The organism is Enterococcus sp. DIV0236 (genome assembly GCF_050558525.1).
GTDB classification, from domain to species: domain Bacteria; phylum Bacillota; class Bacilli; order Lactobacillales; family Enterococcaceae; genus Enterococcus; species Enterococcus faecalis.
In genome coordinates this window covers 1,390,187-1,406,090 of sequence record NZ_CP187891.1, presented here as the reverse complement: position 1 = coordinate 1,406,090, position 15,904 = coordinate 1,390,187, and the positions used below count along the sequence as shown (strand labels likewise).

Below are 15,904 nucleotides of genomic sequence, written 5' to 3'. Positions count from 1 at the left end.
GAGAAGAAATATAATGGCTGAGATGACTTATTTAGAAGCAATTAACTTAGGAATTTCTGAAGAAATGGCTCGTGATGAAAAAGTAGTTATTTTTGGGGAAGATGTCGGCGGCGACAAAGGCGGCGTGTTCGGTGTAACAAAGGGCTTGGCTGCTAAATACGGTGACGAGCGTTGTTTTAATACACCGTTAACAGAAGGCTTAATTGGTGGTTTAGCTGTCGGCTTAGGTTTAATGGGCTATCGCGCAATTGGTGAATTTCAATTTGCGGATTACATTTTGCCTGCAACCAATCAATTGTTATCAGAGGCTCGGACAATGCGCTATAGAACAAAAGGCGATTGGACTGCGCCAATCGTTTATCGGACCCCTTATGGCGGCGGTGTTCGTGGTGGGCTGTATCATTCTCAGTCTACAGAAAAAGTTTTTTGTGGACAACCAGGATTAAGAGTGGTGACCCCCTCTAATCCTTATGATGCAAAAGGGATGATTAAAGCAGCGATTCGTTCCGATGATCCAGTCATTTTTTACGAACATAAGCGTTTATATCGTTTACTAAAAGATGAAGTGCCTGCAGATGATTATATCGTACCAATTGACAAAGCCAATGTCGTTAGAACGGGTAGTGATTTAACCGTGATTAGTTACGGCATGACCTTGCAATTAGCTTTAGCTGCGGCGGAAAAACTAGACGCTGAAGGAATTGATGCCGAAATCGTCGATGTTCGCTCATTATATCCTTTAGATCGCGAAACATTAGTAGCTGCAGCTAAGAAAACAGGGAAGGTTTTACTCGTAACAGAAGACAATAAAGAAGGCAGCGTGATGAGTGAAATTGCGGCAATGATTTCAGAAGATGCTCTCTTTGATTTAGATGCACCGATTCAACGACTTGCAGGACCTGATTGTCCAAGCATGCCTTATGCATTACCTTTAGAAAGAGAATTTTTAATCAATGAAGAGCAAGTATTAGCAGCAATGAAAGAATTAGCAGAATTTTAATTGAAGCAAGGAGGAAAAAATAAATGGCCACAAAAGAAATCAAAATGCCTCATCTAGGCGAAAGTGTCACAGAGGCAGCCATTGTCCAATGGTTAGTTAAACCAGGAGATTCAGTGAAACGTTATGATCCCTTAATGGAAGTCGTTTCTGATAAAGTCACCACGGAAGTCCCATCAGATTTTGATGGTGTAGTAAAAGAATTTCTGATTTCTCTAGATACAGATGTGCCCATCGGAACAGCGGTGATGACGTTAGAGACAGAAGAAACAACCGAAAAAACAGAAGAAGCTACTTTAGCACCAGTGAAAGAAGCAAGTGCGGAACAAGTGCAAGAACATGAAACGGTTGCAACAACAAGCACTGCGACGTCCCATCAAAAAAATAATGGTCGTTATTCCCCAGCAGTCCTTAAAATTGCCCAAGAAAAAAAGATTGATTTAACACAAGTTACAGGGACAGGTCGTGATGGTCGAATTACTAGAAAAGATGTCACAAACTTTACACCAACACAGGCAAGAACACCTGAGAAAACAGTGAGTCCAGGAACTAGCCCTTCAATTTCAGAGGAGCCAGTTGCTTCGCAAAATGAAAGCGCCGCAACAGCTAGTCCAACTGAAACAACCACAGATAAAATTGTCTCTGCAGATCCTGTACGTAAAGCAATTGCTAAAAAAATGGTCCAAAGTGTCAACGAAATCCCTCACGCTTGGTTAATGGTGGAAGCGGATGTGACCAACTTAGTCCAACTTAGAAATTCATTAAAAGATGAATTTAAACAACAAGAAGGCCTGTCTCTAAGCTTCTTCCCATTTTTTGCCAAAGCAGTCATTCAAGCGTTAAAGAAAAATCCAAAAATCAATACATCTTGGGATGATGGCTCAATTATTTATCATAAAGATGTTAATTTATCCATAGCTGTAACGACAGACGAGCATCTTTACGTGCCAGTGATTCAACAAGCGGATAACTATTCGATTGCAGGGCTAGCTAAAGAAATCAATCGCTTGGCACAAGAAGTCCGACAAGGAACGCTAGCAAGCAAAGAAATGCAAGGAGGGACCTTTACTCTTAATAATACTGGAACACTAGGTTCCGTCCAATCGATGGGAATTATTAACCATCCACAAGCTGCGATATTACAAGTAGAGTCAATTAATAAACGCCTTGTGCCAACCGCAGATGGAGGCTTTAAAGTGGCAGATATGGTTAATTTATGTCTTTCTATTGATCATCGAATTTTAGATGGACAACAAGCAGGTAAGTTCTTGCGAGATGTTAAAGATAATTTAGCGAAATATAATGCGGATACGGATGTATATTAAAAATCGTTCCTTGCTTTAGTTAAATAAAAAGCGCCTCAAAGAAATAAGCGCTCTTCTTTGAGGCCGCTCTTTATCTAATAGAAAGTTCAATCATTCTCAAACTTGTTCTAAAAAAACAAAAATAATCAATAGGAGTGTTGAAAATGCCCACTGATAAACTGGATGCTCAATTAACCCCAAGAATATTTTTTAACAAAGTGTTAGCTGGAACAGCTTCCGGCACCATTATCGCCTTAATTCCCAATGCTGTATTAGGAGCCATTTTAAAATATTTTGCAGAATACAAGATTATCGAAATGATTATTCATGCGGCGCAAATTTTCCAACTAGCCACCCCTTTAATTATTGGTGGACTGATTGCTTTTCAATTTGGCTTAACGCCACAGAAAATGATGATTGCTGGCGGTGCAGCATTTGCTGGCTCTGGCGTGATTAAATTTAATTCAGAAGTGAAAGGCTTTATTGGTGCAGGCACTGGTGACATCATTAATATTATGATTACCGCTTCTGTTGCAGTCTTACTTTTATTAGTCATCGATAAAAAATTCGGTTCAGTGGAAATCATTGCTTTACCGATCGTTGTTGGAGTAGGTGCAGGTTTGTTTGGCATGTTGATTTATCCATATGTGACACAAATTACGGTTGCCATCGGGAAAGTGATTAACAATTTTACTGATTTTCAGCCAATTATCATGAGTATTTTAATTGCTTGTTCATTTGCTGCACTGATTATTTCGCCAATCACTACTGTGGCAATTGGTTTGGCGATTCAGTTGAATGGCTTGTCTGCAGGTGCTGCTGCAATGGGAATTGCAGCCACAACTGTTGTTCTTGTGATTAATTCTTGGAATGTCAACCAATCGGGAGTGACACTGGCTGTCTCTTTGGGCGGCATGAAAATGATGATGCCTAACTTATTTAAATACCCAATTATTTTAATTCCTTGTTTATTTACAGCGACTATTTCAGCAATTCCTGTGGTTCTATTCAACATTTCAGGAACCCCACAATCGGCTGGATTTGGCTTGGTTGGACTCGTGGGACCACTTGCTTCATTGGATGCGGGCTTAGGGATCTTACCCTTACTCTTTTCTTGGTTTGTTGTTCCAATTGTCGCGGGTTTATTCTCAAAATTCTTATTTGAAAAAGTGTTGAAACTTTATGATAGTAAAGTCGTCTTTGCTTATCAAGGCTAGATTATCCATTAATTTTCTTTAATGATTTGGATAAAATCTCTAACATCTTCTGTCATACTAAAATCGCGGCGCAAAGCAATGCCGATGGGGAAATAGTCAAACTTATCTTTTAAAGGAATCCATTTCAGTCCCTGGCTTTTTCCCACTTCATAATATTCAATCGGCAGCAAACAAATCGAATTATTTTTTTGTAAACTATAAAGAAGTACTTGTAAATCATCGTTATGCAAAATGATATTCGGCTCATAACCGAAGCTCCGAGTCCGATCTAGTAGTAGGCGACCAATCATAAAATTATCACTTAACGATGAAAATCGTTGATCTTTCAAATCTTTAAAAGTTAATTTTTCATATTGAGAGAGAGGATTTGATTCTGGTACCACGACATAAACATGGTAGCCTTTGGTAGTCGTTTCTAAAGGTTCAATATGAATAATTTCAGGTAAGGTATTTGGGAAAGAAATTAGTCCCATATCAATTTCTTTATTTGCTAACATCGTTTGTAATTTTGGCGAGCCATCTTGCTGTAATATTAAATTCACATGTGGATGGGTTGTTAAAAATCGTGAAATTTCTTTCATAAATTGTACAGCAAATAAAGTAGTTAACCCTAAACGCAATTGCTTTTTAACTGGTTTCTGGTTCATTTCACGAATATCTGTTACCAATTGATCGAATTGAAAAACAACTTCTTGGCCATGTTCATATAAATAAAGACCTATATCGGTTAATTGAAACGGTTGATCAGAATGATCAAACAACGCTGTGCCTAACTCAGATTCCATTTTTTTCAATGCTAAAGAAAGTGTTGGTTGGGTGACAAATAAATTGCGAGCGGCCGCCGATAAACTGCGGGTATTAACAATTTCAATGAAGTACTTTAAAAGCTGAATATTCATCAGAAACTCCCTTTCTTTTTAAAAGCGCTTACATAAATGCGCTTGGATAAAAAATAACAAATAGATCACTTATAATATAACATATGTTTTGCCTTTTTATTGCTATAAAAGTAAGAGATAGAGATTTTCTTAGCAGATTTTTACCTAAAAATAAAAAATTGAACGGAGGAAAAGAAATGAAGATTATTATCGCAGGTGCTGGCGCTATGGGCAGTCGCTTTGGACTAATGTTACATCAAGCAGGAAATGACGTTATTTTTGTTGATGGTTGGCCAGAACATATTGAAGCAATAAGAAAAAACGGGTTAGTTGCTGATTTTAATGGCGAAGTGGTGACCGCTAAAATTCCTATCTATCCTCAGACAGAAGTAGCAAGCATCGATTTTACAGCAGACTTAGTTATTCTATTTACAAAAGCAATGCAACTGGAAGGAATGCTTGAAGCATTAGAACATTTCCTTAATAAAAATACGAAAGTTTTATGCTTGTTAAATGGAATTGGGCACGAAGATATTATCAAAAAATACGTGCCATATGAAAATATTTTATTAGGAAACACAATGTGGACCGCTGGGTTAGAAGGACCGGGCAAAGTAAAATTATTTGGCAATGGTTCGATTGATTTACAAAATTTAGGAGCGCAAAGTGAACAAGCGGCAGAAGCAGTCATTAAGGTATTAAATAACGCTGGCTTAAATGCACGTTATTCTGAGAATATTTTATCATCCATTTATAAGAAGGCTTGCGTAAATGGAACAATGAATGGTTTATGTACTTTGTTGGATTGTAATATGGCAGACTTTGGCGAAACAGAGCAAGCAGATCAAATTGTTCAACAAATAGTTAATGAATTTTTAGCAGTCGCTGAAGTGGAACAAGTTACGTTAGATAAACAAGCAGTGCTTCAACAAATCCGCTCGTGTTATAATCGAGAAACAATTGGTTTGCACCATCCATCGATGTATCAGGACTTAATAACCAATCATCGTTTAACCGAAATTGATTATATCAATGGAGCAATTGTTCGCAAAGGGAAAGTCTATGGGATTGCTACACCGTATTGTCAGTTTTTAACAGAGTTAATTCATTGTAAAGAAAATTTACTTCATGCTAAATAACAAGTAAAAACAGAAATACTCTTGAGTCAGTCTTGAGAAGAGCTTGACCTACTAATTTCTATACTTTGCCAGTGTACAAGGCTGAGACAAAATCCAAAGTGAGTTTGTCTCAGCTTTTTTGTTTTTTAAAGAACACTACAGAAAATAAATCAAATCCGTGAAAAATATGTTAAACTAGAGAAGGTGTTTTTTCGCAAGAATCTACGCGGAACACAGGACTCGTTGAAGAATTGAATCAAAGAAACAATGTGTTAAAGAAGGGATTTGAACAGATTATGACCATTCAATGGTTTCCCGGCCATATGGCCAAAGCAAGAAGAGAAGTTTCGGAAAAAATCAAATATGTCGATATTGTATTTGAACTAGTTGATGCGCGGTTACCTCTTTCTTCCCGTAACCCAATGATGGACCAAATTGTCCAACAAAAACCACGATTAGTCCTTTTAAATAAAGGGGACTTAGCAGATAACGACCAAAATAAAAAATGGCAACATTACTTTCAAAAGAAAGGGTACCAAACCCTAGTTATCAATGCCCAACAAAATAAAGGAATCAATAAAATTGTGCCAGCAGCCAAGGAAGCGTTAAAAGAAAAATTGGCTCGTGAACAGGCGAAAGGTTTGAAACCGCGTGCGATTCGCGCAATGTGTATTGGGATCCCCAATGTTGGTAAGTCAACCTTAATGAACCGTTTAGTCGGAAAAAAAATTGCGCAAACTGGGAACAAGCCAGGTGTGACAAAAGGACAACAATGGTTACGCTCTGGTTCCCAATTGGAATTACTGGATACACCAGGGATTCTCTGGCCAAAATTTGAAGATGAAGAAATTGGGAAAAAATTAGCTTTAACTGGCGCTATAAAAGATCAATTATTGCATTTAGATGATTTGGCGATTTATGGATTAGAATTTTTTGCACGTTTTTATCCGCAACGTTTGACGGAACGATATGGTTTAACAGAGGAAGAGCTATTTTTACCTGCCCCAGAACAGTTGATGTTAATTAGCCAAAAACGTGGTTTTAGAGATGATTATAATCGAGCCAGCGAAATGATTATTTTAGAAATTCGCAGTGGAAAATTAGGTACGTATACTTTGGACCGCTGGGAAGAACTAGGAGACGAATAACATGGCAAAAGAGTCGATTCAGGCAATCAAAGAAGCATTGCTAACTGTCACTGATGCAACCGATGAACGATTAGCAAGCTGGCGAGAAGATGAACGTTCAGGAGTGCAACAAGCGATCAAACAATGGGAACGTCGCCAGTTAGCCAAAGAAAAAGAATGGCAACTTTTTAAAGAAATGAGTCAATTTGAGGAAGCGGCCTATAAAAAAGGCCATCGTTTAATTGCGGGAATTGATGAAGTAGGCCGCGGACCATTAGCTGGTCCTGTTGTGACAGCTGCAGTTATTTTGCCGAAAGATTGTCAATTATTAGGCTTAAATGATTCAAAAAAACTATCTGCTAAAAAACGGGAAACGTTATATAACCAGATTCAAGAACAGGCTGTCGCTATCGGGTTAGGTATCGCTGATCAAGGAGTCATTGATCAAATTAATATTTATCAAGCAACTAAACAAGCGATGAAAATGGCAATTGACGATTTAGCTTTTGCACCAGATTATTTATTAATTGATGCAATGCAGTTAGACGTTCCCCAACCACAAGAAAGTTTGATTAAAGGGGATGCACGCTCCATTTCAATTGCAGCAGCCAGTATTATTGCAAAAGTAACAAGAGATCGATTAATGGAAGAATATGATGAATTATATCCTGGATATGGATTTAAAAACAATGCAGGCTATGGAACAAAAGAACATCTTCTCGGGTTAGAAAAATACGGTGTAACACCCATTCATCGACGTACGTTTGCGCCAATAAAAGATATGATTTAAAAATAAAACACTTTTTTTTACGTATTCTTATTTTAAGAAGATGTGAAAGAGGTGTTTTTTGTTGGAAATTTTACAACGACAATTATTATTTAAATTAGCGGTATGCCAAGGAATTGGCAATTTAGGTATCTTAAAAGTGTTACAAGAAGCTATCGCACAAAAGCGTGTTGATTTTTCCAGTACAGAAATTATTAGAATTGCTGAAATCAAGAAATATCGTGAATTATTTGAACAATCTTGGTTACACCATACGATTCATAGTGAAGCGTTATATATACGACAATGCCAACACCAATTTATGACAATTTTAGATGCCGTCTATCCTAAATTATTACGAGAAATTTATAATCCACCAGCAATTCTTTTTTATAGAGGAAATTTACAATTGTTAAGTAGAAGGAAAATTGGCATCGTCGGCGCTCGCTATGCCACTTCGTATGGGTTAAGAGTGACTGAAGCTCTGGTTCCTAAAATAGTCAAAGAAGGATTCACAATCGTCAGTGGTCTTGCCAAAGGCATTGATAGTCGTAGCCATGAGATGGCCATCCAGAACGGGGGTCAGACAATTGGAATTTTAGGCACTGGATTAGATGTATATTATCCGTATGAAAAGAAAGAATTACAGCAAACTATGAAGCAGAATCAGCTTGTTTTAACAGAATATGTGAATGGGAGTGGGCCGAAAAAATATCATTTTCCTGCACGTAATCGCATTATTGCTGGATTATCTTTAGGGGTCTGCGTGATGGAAGCTCGTAAGAATAGTGGCTCTTTAATTACTGCACAAGCGGCGATGGATTACGGGCGCGAGGTATTTGCCGTACCGGGAAGTATTTTCCAGTCTTTTTCAACAGGCTGCCATGAATTAATTCAGGACGGCGCTAAATGTGTTCAGACAATTGATGATATTTGTGAAGAATTGTGACTTTTACTAATTGTGAATTGACAACCTACGTTCACTTCGGTACTATTTAATCAGATTTTAATCTTTTGGTTGGTAGTTAGGAGTGTCTAAATGGAAACGGTTGTTAGAAAAAGATGGTTGTTTGGTATGCAGCTACTGGGCTTTTTGATTTTGGATCAAATTCCTTTGATGATGGTCTCAGTTGTTCAATTTTCTACAGAAAATTTTTGGTTTCGCTTTGTTAGTGGATTAGTGGCTGTTGGACTTGGTGCCTATTTCGTCTATCTATTTGTTGCTTTTTTGAAAAAGAAAAAGCTCATAACTTGGACTTTTTTAGGAATCAAAGAAACCTTGCCAGTGGTCTTGTTAGGTTTGGTGATAATCTTTTGTGTGGGAATATTTGGTGATTTCTTATTACGTCTGGAAGGATTAGAGACGACCTCTAACCAACAAAGTGTTGAAGAAATTGTTCAAGCCATTCCTAAAGGGCTTATACTTATTTTTGCAGGTGTGATTGGGCCAATTTTCGAAGAGGGAATTTTTCGTGTCGGGATTCAAGCGTTTTTCAAGCCAGCTTCAAAAATAGGCATACTCGTTTCTTCTATTTTATTTGCACTTGTGCACACGCCGACAGATATAGGTAGTTTTGTTATTTATTGGGGCATGGGTTTAGCTTTAAGTTGGGTCTATCTACGCACGGGTCGCTTTGAAGCTGCTGTCTTGACTCATTTTGTTTGGAATGTTATAGGTATTTTAATGCTTTAGGATAAAATCTATAAATCATAGGCATTTTTTATTTATAAATTCGGACAGTCAAACAGAAATGACAGAAATGTTAGAAAGCCTAGTCTTGACAAACCTATTCTATATAGCATATGATGTATTACGATTTGTGCGTTTTTTACATATATTATATAGTAGGAAAGCGAACGCGAAAGGAGCTAATTGAATGGCCTATAAGTATCTCGTGATTGTAGAATCACCTGCCAAAGCCAAAACAATTGAAAAATATCTAGGAAGAAACTACAAGGTGGTTGCCAGTGTTGGTCACATTCGCGATTTACCAAAAAGTAAAATGGGGATTGATATTGAAAATAATTATGAACCTCATTATATTTCGATTCGCGGAAAAGGCGATGTCATCAAAAGTTTAAAAGCGGCTGCAAAAAAAGCTGAAAAAGTCTATCTCGCAGCCGATCCGGACCGAGAAGGTGAAGCAATTGCTTGGCATTTAGCTTATCTTCTTGGCCTTGATTTAAAAGATAAAAACCGCGTGGTATTCAATGAGATCACTAAAGAAGCGGTAAAAGCGGCATTTAAAGAACCTAGAACCATCAACGTTGATTTAGTTGATGCACAACAAGCACGGCGCATTTTAGACCGTTTAGTTGGATACTCGATTAGTCCTATTTTATGGCGTAAAGTCAAAAAAGGTTTGAGTGCTGGTCGTGTGCAATCTGTTGCTTTAAAAATGATTATTGATCGAGAAAATGAAATTCGAGAATTTAAACCTGAAGAATATTGGAGCATTGATGGGAATTTCCAAAAAGGTCGCAAGAAATTCAAAGCAAATTTCTGGGGCGTAGATGGTAAAAAGAAAAAATTACCAAATGCAGAAGCGGTGAAAGAAATCACTTCTCGGATTGACGGTAAAGATTACGATGTTACAAAAGTTGAGAAAAAAGAACGGAAACGTAATCCTGCATTACCTTTTACAACCAGTAGTTTACAACAAGAAGCGGCACGTAAATTAAATTTCCGTACCCGTAAAACCATGATGGTTGCGCAACAATTGTATGAGGGAATTGCTTTAGGGAAACAAGGCACTGTGGGGCTGATTACCTACATGCGTACAGACTCAACCAGAATTGCCGATTCCGCCAAAGCAGAAGCTGCTGAATTCATTGAAAAGACCTACGGAGATGAGTTTTCAGCACATGGCGGCCGCAAAGCAAAAAATACGCAAGGTGCACAAGATGCCCATGAAGCGGTTCGTCCGTCAAGCGTTTTAAGAACACCCGATGAAATGAAGAAGTATTTAGATAAAGATCAATTAAAATTATATACTCTTATTTGGTCGCGCTTTGTAGCTAGTCAAATGACACCAGCGATTTTAGATACCATGAAGGTCACGCTTCAACAAAACGGCGTAACGTTTATTGCCAATGGTTCCAAAGTGAAATTTAAAGGGTTTATGCAAGTATATGTTGAAGGACGCGATGATGGTAAAGAAGACAAGGAAAATATTTTACCTGAATTAGTGGAAGGTGACGTTGTTAAATCGGTCGATATCGAACCGAAACAACACTTTACTCAACCACCGGCTCGTTTTAGTGAAGCCACGTTAATCCGGACTTTAGAAGAAAATGGTGTGGGCCGACCATCAACGTATGCGCCAACATTAGAAACCATTCAACGGCGTTATTACGTGAAGCTAACCAATAAACGGTTTGAACCAACGGAATTAGGTGAAATTGTGAATTCTCTAGTTTCAGAGTTTTTCCCACAAATTGTCGATACACATTTTACAGCGACAATGGAAACGGACCTAGATAAAGTCGGTGAAGGCCAAGAAAAATGGGTTGAAGTTGTCGATCGCTTCTACAAGCCCTTCGAAAAAGAATTAACAAATGCCGAAGAAAAAATTGAAAAAATCCAAATTAAAGATGAACCAGCAGGCTTTGACTGCGAACTATGTGGACATCCAATGGTGATTAAACTGGGTCGCTACGGAAAATTTTATGCATGTAGTAATTTCCCAGATTGTCGGAATACAAAAGCGATCGTTAAAGAAATTGGCGTGACGTGTCCTGTGTGTCACGAAGGACAAGTTATCGAACGCAAATCAAAGAAAAATCGGATTTTCTATGGCTGTAGTCGGTACCCAGAGTGTGACTTCACTTCTTGGGACAAACCAGTAGGCCGACCATGTCCAAAATGTGGGCAATATTTAGTAGAGAAAAAAGTTAAAGGCGGCAAACAAGTCGTTTGTATCAATGGCGATTATGAAGAAAACGTCCAAAAATAAGAAAAATTGAGACCGAAGAATTTACTTCGGTCTTCTCTTTTAGTAAAATGAATTGAGTTTGTAAGAGACAGCTCTTAACTTCTTGACATAGAAAGGAATTTTTATACATGACAAAAAAAGTCACAATTATTGGTGCCGGTTTAGCCGGAAGTGAAGCGGCATGGCAAGTGGCCAATGCTGGCGTACCAGTTGATTTATATGAAATGCGCCCTGTCAAAAAGACACCAGCGCATCAAACAGAAAATTTTGCAGAGTTAGTTTGTTCTAATTCATTACGTGGAAATAGTTTAACCAATGCGGTAGGTGTTTTGAAAGAAGAAATGCGCCGTTTAAATTCAATCATTATTGGTAGTGCAGATCAAACCGCTGTACCAGCTGGCGGCGCCTTAGCAGTTGACCGTGATTCTTTTTCTGAAACAATCACTGAAAAAATTAAAAGTCATCCATTAATTACAATCAAAAATGAAGAGATCACCGATATTCCGGAAGGGATTGTAATTATTGCAACGGGTCCCTTAACCTCTGAAAGCTTATCTCAAAAAATTCAAGAATTTAATGGTTCTGAAGGCTTTTATTTTTACGATGCAGCAGCACCAATTATTGATAAATCAACAATTGACATGGATAAAGTTTATTTAAAATCTCGTTATAACAAGGGGGAAGCGGCTTACTTAAATTGTCCGATGACTGAAGAAGAGTTCAATGCTTTTCATGAAGCACTAGTCAATGCAGAAGTGGTTCCTTTACGCACGTTTGAAAAAGAGAAGTTTTTCGAAGGCTGTATGCCCATCGAAGTAATGGCGCAACGTGGCATTAAAACCATGTTGTTTGGCCCAATGAAACCTGTCGGACTAGAAGACCCTAAAACAGGTAAACGCCCTTATGCTGTAATTCAATTACGTCAAGACAATGCTGCAGCTTCTTTATACAATATTGTTGGTTTCCAAACGCATTTAAAATGGGGTGAACAAAAACGAGTATTCCGTATGATTCCGGGATTAGAAAATGCTGAATTTGTTCGCTATGGCGTCATGCACCGTAATAGTTTTATGAATTCTCCAGAGTTGCTAAAACCAACCTACCAATCAAAAAAACGTGACGATCTGTTTTTTGCTGGACAAATGACTGGTGTTGAAGGATATGTTGAAAGCGCGGCAAGTGGTTTACTCGCAGGTATTAACGCAGCTCGTCTTGCCAAAGGGGAAGAGCCGATTGAATTCCCTCGCGAAACGACTTTAGGAAGTATGGCTTATTATATTACACATGCAGAAGGCAAACATTTCCAACCAATGAATGCAAACTTTGGGCTTTTCCCAGAGTTACCTGAACGAATTCGTGACAAAAAAGAACGCTATGAAGCAATTGCTAATCGGGCCTTAGATGTCCAAGCTCAAGTTATCCAATCTTTAGACTAAATTAGAAAAAATATGAGAAAAGACCGAGCATCATTGCTAAGAAATGCGATGATACTCAGTCTTTTAATTTTTAGAAAAAAATAACAAAAGCTAAAGAATAGTTAAAATTGTGAACATATTTAGAAATATTGATTAAATTCTGACAACTTAATTGTCTTTTGAAAAAGGTTATGCTAAAGTTACTTTGTAATCGAATGAGGAGGGCTATCACATGGAAGAAAAGAATTGGCCTGAGTTATTTGCTCGTTATCTTATTGTCGAAAGAGGCTATTCAGAAAAAACAAAAAAAGCATATCAAGAAGATATACAACATTTTTTTTCGTTTTTAAAGACTTCAGGTAATGACAATTATTTGACTGTGGAACATTTGGATGTTCGGGCTTATTTGAGCGAATTATACGATCAGGAATATAGCCGCAATTCGATTAGTCGAAAAATTGCCAGTTTGCGTTCTTTTTATCAATTCTTATTAAAAAATGAAGCAATCCAAGAGAATCCTTTTTCCTATGTTCATATGAAAAAGAAACAGTTACGGTTGCCCCGTTTTTTTTATGAAAAAGAAATGGATGCATTATTTGAGAGCGCACAAGGGGAGCAACCGCTTGATTTGAGAAATCAAGCGTTGCTAGAAGTTCTGTATGGGACTGGTATTCGGGTCAGTGAATGTGCGAACTTAACGGTGGACGCAGTTGACTTTCAAGCTTCTGTTTTATTGGTTCACGGAAAAGGAAATAAAGATCGCTATGTGCCTTTTGGTTCATTTGCACAAGACGCCTTAAAGGATTACTTAGAGAATAGCCGCGCGCTATTAATGACAAAATATCAAAAAAAACATCCGTATGTCTTTGTTAATCATCATGGTGAACAAATCACGCCAACAGGGATTGAATATGTCTTAAACCAACTAATTAAAAAAAGTTCATTAAATGCGGAAATTCATCCCCACATGTTACGCCATACATTTGCGACACATTTATTAAATAATGGCGCCGATATGCGGACAGTTCAAGAATTATTAGGACATGCTAATTTATCCACAACTCAGATATATGCGCATGTGACAAAAGAAAGTTTACAAAAAAATTATCGAACGTTTCATCCTCGTGCATAATGGAGGTAAACGTCTAGGAGGAACAATAATGGTTGAATCACAATTTCACTCTACAACAATTTGTGCAGTCGAAAAAGATGGAAAATTTGCAATGGCTGGTGACGGCCAAGTAACAATGGGCGAATCTGTCGTTATGAAAGGTACGGCCAAAAAAGTGCGCCGTATTTACAATGATGAAGTCGTTGTCGGTTTTGCAGGAAGTGTGGCAGATGCCTTTACATTAGAAGAAAAGTTTGAAGGAAAATTAAATGAATACAACGGAAACTTAACGAGAGCTGCGGTTGAGTTAGCCCAAGAGTGGCGTACACAACAGTCTATGCAAAAATTAGAAGCTATGCTGATTGTGATGAATAAGGAAGAAATGCTCTTAGTTTCAGGAACTGGGGAAGTCATCACACCAGACGATGGTATTTTAGCAATTGGTTCAGGCGGTAATTTTGCTTTGTCCGCTGCAAGAGCCATGAAAAACTTTGGCGATAAAGAAATGCCAGCGAAAGAGATTGCTAAAAATGCCTTAAATATTGCTGCAGATATCTGTGTATTTACGAATCATAATATCATTGTAGAAGAATTATAAGCGAGGGAAAATCCATGAATGAATTAAACAAAACACCAAAAGAAATAGTCAAAGAACTAGATCAATATATTGTTGGACAGCAAGCTGCCAAAAAATCAGTGGCGGTAGCTTTACGTAACCGCTATCGTCGCTTGCAATTAGAAGAAAATATGCAACAAGATATTACGCCTAAAAACTTACTAATGATTGGACCAACAGGTGTTGGTAAAACTGAGATTGCTCGTCGTCTCGCAAAAATTGTCAATGCGCCTTTTGTAAAAGTTGAAGCAACCAAATTTACAGAAGTAGGCTATGTCGGTCGGGATGTCGAATCAATGGTTCGGGATTTAGTAGAAAATGCGATCCAAATTGTTGAAAAACAACAATACAGTCGCGTGTATGCGCAAGCGTTAAAAAAGGCCAATCAACGTTTAGTCAAAGTATTAGTGCCTGGAATTAAAAAAGAACAAAAACAGGCTGGCGGTAATCAATTTGAACAAATGATGAACATGTTTAACATGGCTCAGCAACAGCAAGAAGCACAAGAAGAAGTAACGGAAGATATTCGAACGAATCGCCGAACAATTTTGGAACAGCTGGAAAAAGGTCTATTAGATAATCGTGAAGTAACAATTGAAATTGAAGAACCGAAGAAAACGATGCCAGCTATGAACAATGGTCTAGAACAAATGGGTATCGACTTAAATGAAACGTTAGGCGCTCTGTCACCAAAGAAAAAAATCGAACGTACTGTAACGGTGAAAGAAGCACAAGAATTATTAGTGAAAGAAGAATCAGCAAAAATTGTCAATGACGCTGATATTCATAGTGAAGCGATTCGTTTAGCTGAATCAAGCGGAATTATTTTTATCGATGAGATTGATAAAATCACCTCTAAAAGTCAACAAAATTCGGGCGAAGTCTCTCGTGAAGGAGTACAAAGAGACATTTTGCCGATTGTTGAAGGCTCCCAAGTTAACACGAAGTATGGTCCTTTACAAACGGATCACATTTTATTTATCGCTTCAGGTGCTTTCCACTTGTCAAAACCAAGTGACTTGATTCCAGAATTACAAGGCCGCTTCCCAATTCGAGTTGAATTAGATGATTTAACGGCGGATGACTTCGTAAGTATCTTAACTGAGCCAAACAATGCTTTAATTAAACAATATGTAGCATTAATTGGCACAGAAAATGTTTCAGTCATCTTTACAAAAGAAGCAATTGAACGGTTAGCACACATCGCTTATGATGTAAACCGTGATACAGATAATATTGGGGCGCGTCGTTTACACACAATTTTAGAACGTTTATTAGAAGATTTATTATATGAAGCACCAGATATGCAAATGGGTGAAATTACGATTACCGAAGCATATGTCAATGAAAAATTGAATGACATTGTTCAAAATGAAGATTTAAGTCGTTACATCTTATAAAAAAGGCTGGAGGAGAAAAG

At 37.8% G+C, this 15,904-nt stretch carries 13 protein-coding genes and 2 pseudogenes; 14 read left to right on the top strand and 1 reads right to left on the bottom strand.

Features of this window, described 5'->3' with window-relative positions:
- Positions 1 to 13: 13 nt before the first annotated feature.
- The 4 genes and pseudogenes from IGK27_RS06880 (at position 14) to IGK27_RS06865 (ending at position 3,518) form a co-directional block, all read left to right on the top strand.
- The gene (locus tag IGK27_RS06880) at positions 14 to 1,000 is read left to right on the top strand and encodes an alpha-ketoacid dehydrogenase subunit beta (protein ID WP_002393379.1); all 987 of its coding nucleotides are present in this window, start codon (positions 14 to 16) and stop codon (positions 998 to 1,000) included.
- 23 nt (positions 1,001 to 1,023) lie between these two features.
- Positions 1,024 to 1,194, top strand: a pseudogene (locus IGK27_RS06875) (biotin/lipoyl-containing protein); the annotation flags it as partial.
- Between the two features lie 195 nt (positions 1,195 to 1,389).
- Positions 1,390 to 2,322, top strand: a pseudogene (locus IGK27_RS06870) (dihydrolipoamide acetyltransferase family protein); the annotation flags it as partial.
- 143 nt (positions 2,323 to 2,465) lie between these two features.
- Positions 2,466 to 3,518, top strand: coding sequence for a PTS sugar transporter subunit IIC (locus IGK27_RS06865; RefSeq protein WP_002384478.1), 1,053 nt, complete (start codon positions 2,466 to 2,468; stop codon positions 3,516 to 3,518).
- An 8-nt stretch (positions 3,519 to 3,526) separates the two neighbouring features.
- Here the strand turns inward: IGK27_RS06865 and IGK27_RS06860 are convergent, their stop codons facing one another.
- Positions 3,527 to 4,417 carry a LysR family transcriptional regulator gene (locus IGK27_RS06860; protein ID WP_430596408.1) on the bottom strand — a complete coding sequence of 297 codons (891 nt, stop codon included), beginning with the start codon at positions 4,415 to 4,417 and terminating at the stop codon, positions 3,527 to 3,529.
- A gap of 176 nt (positions 4,418 to 4,593) precedes the next feature.
- Here IGK27_RS06860 and IGK27_RS06855 point away from each other — a divergent pair, with 176 nt between their 5' ends.
- The 10 genes from IGK27_RS06855 (at position 4,594) to hslU (ending at position 15,884) form a co-directional block, all read left to right on the top strand.
- Positions 4,594 to 5,535, top strand: a complete 942-nt coding sequence (locus tag IGK27_RS06855; RefSeq protein ID WP_002361867.1) for a 2-dehydropantoate 2-reductase — start codon at positions 4,594 to 4,596, stop codon at positions 5,533 to 5,535.
- A 275-nt stretch (positions 5,536 to 5,810) separates the two neighbouring features.
- Positions 5,811 to 6,662, top strand: a complete 852-nt coding sequence (ylqF, locus tag IGK27_RS06850) for a ribosome biogenesis GTPase YlqF (protein WP_002357480.1) — start codon at positions 5,811 to 5,813, stop codon at positions 6,660 to 6,662.
- Position 6,663: 1 nt separating this feature from the next.
- A complete protein-coding gene (locus IGK27_RS06845) occupies positions 6,664 to 7,431 on the top strand; it encodes a ribonuclease HII (protein WP_002357481.1) in 768 nt (255 codons plus the stop codon).
- Positions 7,432 to 7,492: 61 nt separating this feature from the next.
- Positions 7,493 to 8,356 (top strand): DNA-processing protein DprA, encoded by an 864-nt coding sequence (gene dprA, locus IGK27_RS06840; RefSeq protein WP_002382350.1) that lies wholly within the window; start codon positions 7,493 to 7,495, stop codon positions 8,354 to 8,356.
- A 90-nt stretch (positions 8,357 to 8,446) separates the two neighbouring features.
- A complete protein-coding gene (locus tag IGK27_RS06835; protein ID WP_010819399.1) occupies positions 8,447 to 9,100 on the top strand; it encodes a CPBP family intramembrane glutamic endopeptidase in 654 nt (217 codons plus the stop codon).
- Positions 9,101 to 9,284: 184 nt separating this feature from the next.
- Positions 9,285 to 11,363: a type I DNA topoisomerase gene (gene topA / locus IGK27_RS06830; RefSeq protein ID WP_002357484.1), complete on the top strand. Its 2,079-nt coding sequence runs from the start codon at positions 9,285 to 9,287 to the stop codon at positions 11,361 to 11,363.
- Positions 11,364 to 11,470: 107 nt separating this feature from the next.
- The gene (gene trmFO, locus IGK27_RS06825; RefSeq protein WP_002357486.1) at positions 11,471 to 12,778 is read left to right on the top strand and encodes an FADH(2)-oxidizing methylenetetrahydrofolate--tRNA-(uracil(54)-C(5))-methyltransferase TrmFO; all 1,308 of its coding nucleotides are present in this window, start codon (positions 11,471 to 11,473) and stop codon (positions 12,776 to 12,778) included.
- A gap of 211 nt (positions 12,779 to 12,989) precedes the next feature.
- The gene (gene xerC / locus IGK27_RS06820) at positions 12,990 to 13,889 is read left to right on the top strand and encodes a tyrosine recombinase XerC (protein WP_002365692.1); all 900 of its coding nucleotides are present in this window, start codon (positions 12,990 to 12,992) and stop codon (positions 13,887 to 13,889) included.
- 28 nt (positions 13,890 to 13,917) lie between these two features.
- The gene (hslV, locus tag IGK27_RS06815) at positions 13,918 to 14,466 is read left to right on the top strand and encodes an HslVU peptidase proteolytic subunit (RefSeq protein WP_002357489.1); all 549 of its coding nucleotides are present in this window, start codon (positions 13,918 to 13,920) and stop codon (positions 14,464 to 14,466) included.
- A gap of 14 nt (positions 14,467 to 14,480) precedes the next feature.
- On the top strand, positions 14,481 to 15,884 hold the full coding sequence (gene hslU / locus IGK27_RS06810; protein ID WP_002360239.1) for an ATP-dependent protease ATPase subunit HslU: 1,404 nt from the start codon (positions 14,481 to 14,483) through the stop codon (positions 15,882 to 15,884).
- The last annotated feature ends 20 nt before the right edge of the window (positions 15,885 to 15,904 follow it).